The 6,000-nt window shown below is 42.2% G+C and carries 7 protein-coding genes; 5 read left to right on the top strand and 2 right to left on the bottom strand.

Annotated features, from left to right (window positions below; translation table 11 throughout):
- Positions 1 to 216: 216 nt before the first annotated feature.
- The 3 genes from ASG85_RS11640 (at position 217) to ASG85_RS11630 (ending at position 2,497) form a co-directional block, all read left to right on the top strand.
- Entirely contained in the window at positions 217 to 996 is a 780-nt protein-coding gene (locus ASG85_RS11640; protein ID WP_060646316.1) for an amino acid ABC transporter substrate-binding protein, read from the top strand.
- 74 nt (positions 997 to 1,070) lie between these two features.
- The gene (locus ASG85_RS11635; protein WP_057302609.1) at positions 1,071 to 1,730 is read left to right on the top strand and encodes an amino acid ABC transporter permease; all 660 of its coding nucleotides are present in this window, start codon (positions 1,071 to 1,073) and stop codon (positions 1,728 to 1,730) included.
- A gap of 14 nt (positions 1,731 to 1,744) precedes the next feature.
- Entirely contained in the window at positions 1,745 to 2,497 is a 753-nt protein-coding gene (locus ASG85_RS11630; RefSeq protein WP_060646336.1) for an amino acid ABC transporter ATP-binding protein, read from the top strand.
- Between the two features lie 69 nt (positions 2,498 to 2,566).
- On the opposite strand, the gene ASG85_RS11625 is transcribed toward ASG85_RS11630, so the two are convergent.
- A complete protein-coding gene (locus ASG85_RS11625) occupies positions 2,567 to 3,157 on the bottom strand; it encodes an SGNH/GDSL hydrolase family protein (protein WP_235550111.1) in 591 nt (196 codons plus the stop codon).
- Between the two features lie 593 nt (positions 3,158 to 3,750).
- Between ASG85_RS11625 and ASG85_RS11620 the strand changes: the two genes are divergently transcribed.
- Both ASG85_RS11620 and ASG85_RS11615 read left to right on the top strand, forming a co-directional pair.
- Positions 3,751 to 4,137 carry a hypothetical protein gene (locus ASG85_RS11620; RefSeq protein ID WP_063860260.1) on the top strand — a complete coding sequence of 129 codons (387 nt, stop codon included), beginning with the start codon at positions 3,751 to 3,753 and terminating at the stop codon, positions 4,135 to 4,137.
- A 187-nt stretch (positions 4,138 to 4,324) separates the two neighbouring features.
- On the top strand, positions 4,325 to 4,876 hold the full coding sequence (locus tag ASG85_RS11615; RefSeq protein ID WP_060646314.1) for a GNAT family N-acetyltransferase: 552 nt from the start codon (positions 4,325 to 4,327) through the stop codon (positions 4,874 to 4,876).
- 88 nt (positions 4,877 to 4,964) lie between these two features.
- Here ASG85_RS11615 and ASG85_RS37770 read toward each other — a convergent pair whose 3' ends face one another.
- Positions 4,965 to 5,138, bottom strand: coding sequence for a hypothetical protein (locus tag ASG85_RS37770; RefSeq protein ID WP_156396538.1), 174 nt, complete (start codon positions 5,136 to 5,138; stop codon positions 4,965 to 4,967).
- Between the last annotated feature and the right edge of the window lie 862 nt (positions 5,139 to 6,000).

The following is a 6,000-nucleotide window of genomic DNA, read 5'->3' as shown; positions in this document are numbered from 1 at the left end:
ACAATGAAGAAGCACCCGAGAGGGTGCTTTTTTCATTGTACGAGATTCGGGAGGAGAACCCCTCGAGGGTTCAGTCCGCGCGGACTGAGGTGCGGAAGAACATCTACCAATAACTGTATCGACATTTTCTGAGCATATATGATATCATGTAGTTCTTGATAAAGTGGTAACGTGCTAAAGTCTTTGATACAAATGTTAAAGGTGGAGTTGGAGTTTATGAAACGATTGGCAACGATGGCATTAGTAATTACGGCGGCAATTTCTCTAATTACAGGATGTTCGAGTTCAAAAGGTAACACAGGTGACGCAGAAAAGGTAGTGATCGGCATTGATGACAAATTTGCGCCGATGGGTTTCCGAGATGAGAAGAATGAAATCGTCGGTTTTGATATCGATTATGCGAAAGCAGCTGTTGAAAAAATGGGTACAACGGCAGTTTTTCAACCGATTGACTGGACAACCAAAGAATCAGAGCTGAACAGCGGCAGGATTGATCTCATTTGGAACGGATATACGATTACGGACGAGCGTAAAGGTAAAGTTCTTTTTACCAAACCTTATTTAAAAAATGCGCAGGTGGCTGTCACGCTGGCTAAATCCAATTTCGCCAAGCTGGATGATCTGACTGGTAAAGTTGTAGGGCTTCAATCCCTCTCTTCGGCAGCAGACGCATTAAACGGGAGTCCGTTAAAATCCAAAGTCAAGACCGTTACGGAGTATGCCGATAATGTTCTAGCGCTAAACGATTTGAAGATTGGCCGCATTGATGCGGTGATCATTGATGAAGTTGTCATTAAGTACTACATGTCCAAAGAAAAGGGAAGCTTCAAGCTGCTTGGTGAATCGCTAGCTCCTGAAGAATACGGGATTGGCGTGAAGAAAGGCAACGAGGCACTGCTTCAAAAGCTGCAAAAAGCGCTTGATGAGATGAACCAAGACGGCACGGCTGCTAAAATTTCGCAAAAGTGGTTTGGTGAAGATAAAGTATTGAAGTAACGTAATCGAAGAAGATAAGGCAAAATCGGATTTCTTTTGGGAAATTCCGTTTTTGTTTTTGGGGGTATTTTTTGATGTCAGCTGATTATTTCACTTCGATGGTCATCCCTATGCTGGAAGGGGCCCAAATGACGATCCTTTTGTTTTTAATTGCCATTGTGGTGTCCATCCCTTTGGGTTTTGTCCTTACATTGGCGGTGAAAAGCAATAACCGATCGATTGCGGGGCTCGCTAATACGTATATTTATATCATGCGCGGAACGCCGCTCTTGCTGCAATTGCTCGTGATATGTTTCGGGCTTCCCATGCTGCCGGGGATCGGACAATATCTGGTGCTGGACCGATTTACCGCTGCCTGTTTAGGTTTTATTCTGAACTATGCGGCTTATTTTGCCGAAATTTTTAGAGGCGGTTTGCTAGCTATTGATAAAGGCCAATATGAGGCTTCGCAGGTGCTAGGCTTTAGCAAGTGGCAGACCATGCTGCGAATCATCCTGCCTCAAATGTTTCGAGTCGTCTTGCCTGCAGTATCCAATGAGTCGATTACGCTGATTAAAGATACCGCGCTGCTTTATGCTGTTGCAGTTCCGGAGTTGCTTCATTTTGCCCAGACGGCGGTCAATCGTGACTTCTCCATCATGCCTTTCTTTATCGCGGGCATTATTTATTTGGTCATGACACTTCTGCTAACTGTGTTTTTTAAATGGCTGGAGCGAAGATTTAAATTTGAATAAAAGGGATGGCGTATGTGGTAATCATTGAAGTAGCTAACCTCAGTAAGTCATATGGTGAGATGAACGTGTTGAAGCAAATGACGTTTCAAGTGGAAAAGAAAGATGTTGTTGCAGTCATTGGTCCCTCGGGTTCCGGCAAAAGTACGATGCTCCGAAGTCTTATTCATCTTGAGCAGATTAATAGCGGCACGATTCACATAGCAGATGAGGTTTTGGTCAAAGATGGGATCTATGCCAAGCCCTCTGAAATCAAACGGATCACCTCCAAGATGGGGATGGTGTTCCAACACTTTAATTTGTATCCTCATCTTACGGTGAGAGAAAATTTGGAGCTCGCTCCGCGAATCGTTAAAGGTGAGCCGATGACCGGATTTCGAAAACGTAGCTTGGAATTGTTGGAAAAGGTTGGACTCTCCGAGAAGGCATTGGATTATCCAGCTAAGCTTTCAGGGGGCCAGAAGCAGAGGGTCGCGATTGCCCGAGCATTAATGATGAACCCCGAGATCCTGTTGTTCGATGAGCCTACCTCCGCCCTCGACCCTGAGTTGACGGGAGAGGTGATGCAGGTGATGAAGAACCTCGCAGAGGAACACATGACGATGATCGTTGTGACCCATGAAATGGGCTTCGCCAGAGAAGTAGCGAATCGGGTCATGTTTATGGATAAAGGAGAAATCGTTGAATCCGGCCATCCGCAGCAGCTTTTTACAAATCCGAAGTTTGATCGGACGAAAGCTTTCTTGAATGTTGGTTTGGCACAGCAGTGATGGAGGGAAAGGTTTAACGAATGAAAAAGCACCCGATGAGGGTGCTTTTTTCATTTTCAACATGCGTGGCTACTTGCGAGGGAATAGATATGGGGCCAATCCCATTGCAATTACTTGATGCCCCCGATCATTTGGATGGATGGGCAAAGATCCGCTTAACGCATCTTCAATCTTTCCTTTTTGATAACCATAAATCAGATCTGCTTGTTTTCCTTCAAACCACGTATGAACGGGAACGATAGTTGCATCGTAACTTTGGGCGAACTCGTTCGTTAAATGATTTAATCGGGCTATCGACTCAACCGCAAGAGGACTGTTCGGAAATGGATTGTACTGCGTGCAGCAAATAATTCGGGCATGGCTGCCATTTTTTATTTGCGATAGAATAGCACATACATTTCGCTTATAGTTGGTTGCAATTTGTTTTGCATTTAATGGTTGCTGGTTTCTAAATGAAAACAGTGCCGCGTTGGCTAAATCAACACCTCCGATCCATATAGAAACAACAGCAGATTGTCTAATCATTGAGGCCCCTTGCCATATCACCGCATCTAACAGATCGTAACTGCTCCAACCAGGTCGAGCCAAAACATACCCAGTTACCTTACGGGAGCGTGAATTTAAAGTAGATATGGCCAATTGGGGATAGGCCTTTACCAAAGAGGAGGCGTTTTCCCCAAATGTAATGGAATCTCCAAGAGCTGTATAGATCAAAACCTATCACCAACCCCACTCATAATCATGCATACACCGGGAAATCGAGTAATGTTACTTTACCAGACTTCAGCAGATGCTTCGGATGAGTTTGTGTTTCAAATGAAACGAGCGTGAGCAAAAGCTGCTGGGTTCTATTAAAGGTTGGAATGATGATACTGTAGCGGATACCCCCGACCGTTTTTTAGAAAACCCTTAAATAAGACTAAAATAATTACAATATATTCAATGACTTTAGCATGGTATAGACAAACATCCTTTAGGGTTCGAAAAAGGTTTGGATTATTACGGAATGTATCTTTAGGTCGTACGGGGCGCTGCTCGGATGACATCGAAACTATGAATACACCCATCGCGAAGCGCTGCCTGTGTGGCGGTAGTTTCGGATAATGAAGAAGCACCCGAGAGGGTGTTTTCTTTGGGCAATTCGATTTGCTGTATCCCGGAAGGCTTCTTTATTGTTAATTTGAGAAAGCAATAGTAGGCAAGAAGAGACAAATTTGAGAAAATGAAAGCATGAACGTGGCTCAAATCATCAATTGATCTGGGAAAAAGGGTATGCGAGCCCACTGGATTTGTTCTTGAAGATGGAGAAGATCTCTCCAAAGCTTGTAGAGGAATGGCGATTCCGAAGGGTTCCCTACCTAGAGAGGGTCCTTAACGGGAATTTGGGTCAACTCAGCTTCATCATGAAAGAATTCCGGAAAACGGCAAGGGAATTAAACCTTAAGGAATCTTATAGACCCTATATGTCCTGGGGAAAAGGGGCGAAAAGTCAGCTGCGTTTCTCCAAAACAGGTGATTACCAAGTTGAACGACACTATTCCACTCATTATGTAAAAACGCCAATACCAGAACAAGCCCCACTTAAACCCTCCTTAGAAGGGGTTAATCAGCAGCAAGGTAATGATGAAACGGTGATTTAGTTAAGATGAAATATTCAGGAAGAATCGTTATCATATCGGTCGTTTAAATAACATTTGAAGAGACACTATACAAGTGTCTCTTTTGCATCTATAATAGACCAAAATTCCATTAAGGTAATTTTTGTAAATGAAAATAGAAGCAAAGGGCTGGGACGAAATTTAGTTTAACAGTCAGGAGTTGAATTGAATGAACAAAGTCCGTCTAATTAAACCTTCTATGGAATTCCGTGATCAGTATTTATCGTTCTACCAAGACTGGATCAGCAGTGGTGATGATATCGTGCCTTGGGTTGTTGAAAAAGATCCTAGCGATTTCCATGCAATGCTAGAATTTCTCTATTCGGAAGACAGCGAAGAGAAATTAGTCACTTCTAATTGGGTGCCCCATTCAACCTACTGGTTATTAAATGAAGAGAACTTTCTAGTGGGGGCTGTAAACATTCGTCACCGTTTAAACCAAAAGCTGCTAAATTGCGGTGGTCATATTGGTTATGGCATACGGCCCTCCTTTAGACGAAGAGGGTATGCGAGTGCCTTGTTACATCAGACATTACAAATAGCGAAAGAGATGGGCTTGGATAAAGTATTAGTGGTTTGCGATAAAGGCAACATAGGGTCTGAGAAGACAATTCTCAAGCAGGGTGGCGCCTTTGAATCAGAGTTTATCGAAGATGATGGAAATATGGTTGGGAGATTCTGGATTGCGTTAAAAGGGGAAACCGGCACTTTTAAAAAATGAAGAAGCACCCGTTAGGGTGCTTTTTATAAACTCACGGCAAGCATATGTTAGTTAATTCTACTCTAGGTAGGAAAATTATGTTTTCTCATTAAGGATTGGCTATAATTTTACCGTTTTGCCACTCAAATTCATATTCAAATTGTTCGGTAGAGCTATAAAGTTCTGGTGAGTACGGACGGACAATATGATTCTCTGATGCTTTGACGCCTAATGCAGATAGGGATAACATACAGCCAAGCACAAAAATTATTTTTGCTCTCATATTTTCGATGCCTCCGCCACAATAAGATATCTCAATTGTAGGGTACATATGTAATTGGAGTATTATCACTAAGTAAATAACTTGTTTACAAAAAGGAAGGGGGTCATGGATTAATACGATGACACCTCCGTTCGGTAAACCTTACTTGAACCGAGAATAGGGATTCAACATATATATCCGGGAAAACTTACTATTTTCTCATTAGGGCTCGTAATGCTGCCGATCAATTTGAGAACAATGAGAAATCAATGAAGATTATAGCCCCTTAATAGAAGGAACGGTGAGTTATAGTGGATCTATGAATGATCTTAACAGACTTGCTATAAACCAACAGGATGTAAACGACGTCTAGAATAAATATCAAAATGTACATTATATTTAATAAGATGGAATGCGGGTTTAGGGAATAGCACCAAATCGATGCACAAAGGGTACCGACCATTTTAGAGTAGGCGATGTAGATGGATTGGCCGTGTAAATCTTGTTTCAGCAGCATTTTTATAAATAGGATAGACATCATTAGGTTGATTCCAAATGCGGAATATTTGCCCTCAAGGTCATGAAATTCGATAGCCATTCCGTAGTGAAGCAGTAGAGCAATGAAAAGTAGGGAGAGGACTATAGGTTTTATAGGCCATTTAGGAGATAGGCTTTTTGAATAATAGAAAAATTGAAACAGGATGATACAGTCTAATAAAAACCATAGTAAAGTTACGATTTGCTGGAGTGGGTGGAAAGGCATGACGAGGGAAAATAGAAATTCCCAAGTAATATTTGCACACAGAGCGGCAATTGGCATTCCGCAGGTTCGATCCCGGAACCCTTTATAAATGATCCATATATAAGCAATTGTCCAAAAAAA

Origin of the sequence: Paenibacillus sp. Soil724D2, from assembly GCF_001427935.1 — a bacterium.
Classification (GTDB): Bacteria; Bacillota; Bacilli; order Paenibacillales; family NBRC-103111; genus Paenibacillus_E.
The sequence above is the reverse complement of the archived record's forward strand: the minus strand, read 5'-3'. Positions and strand labels throughout refer to the sequence as shown.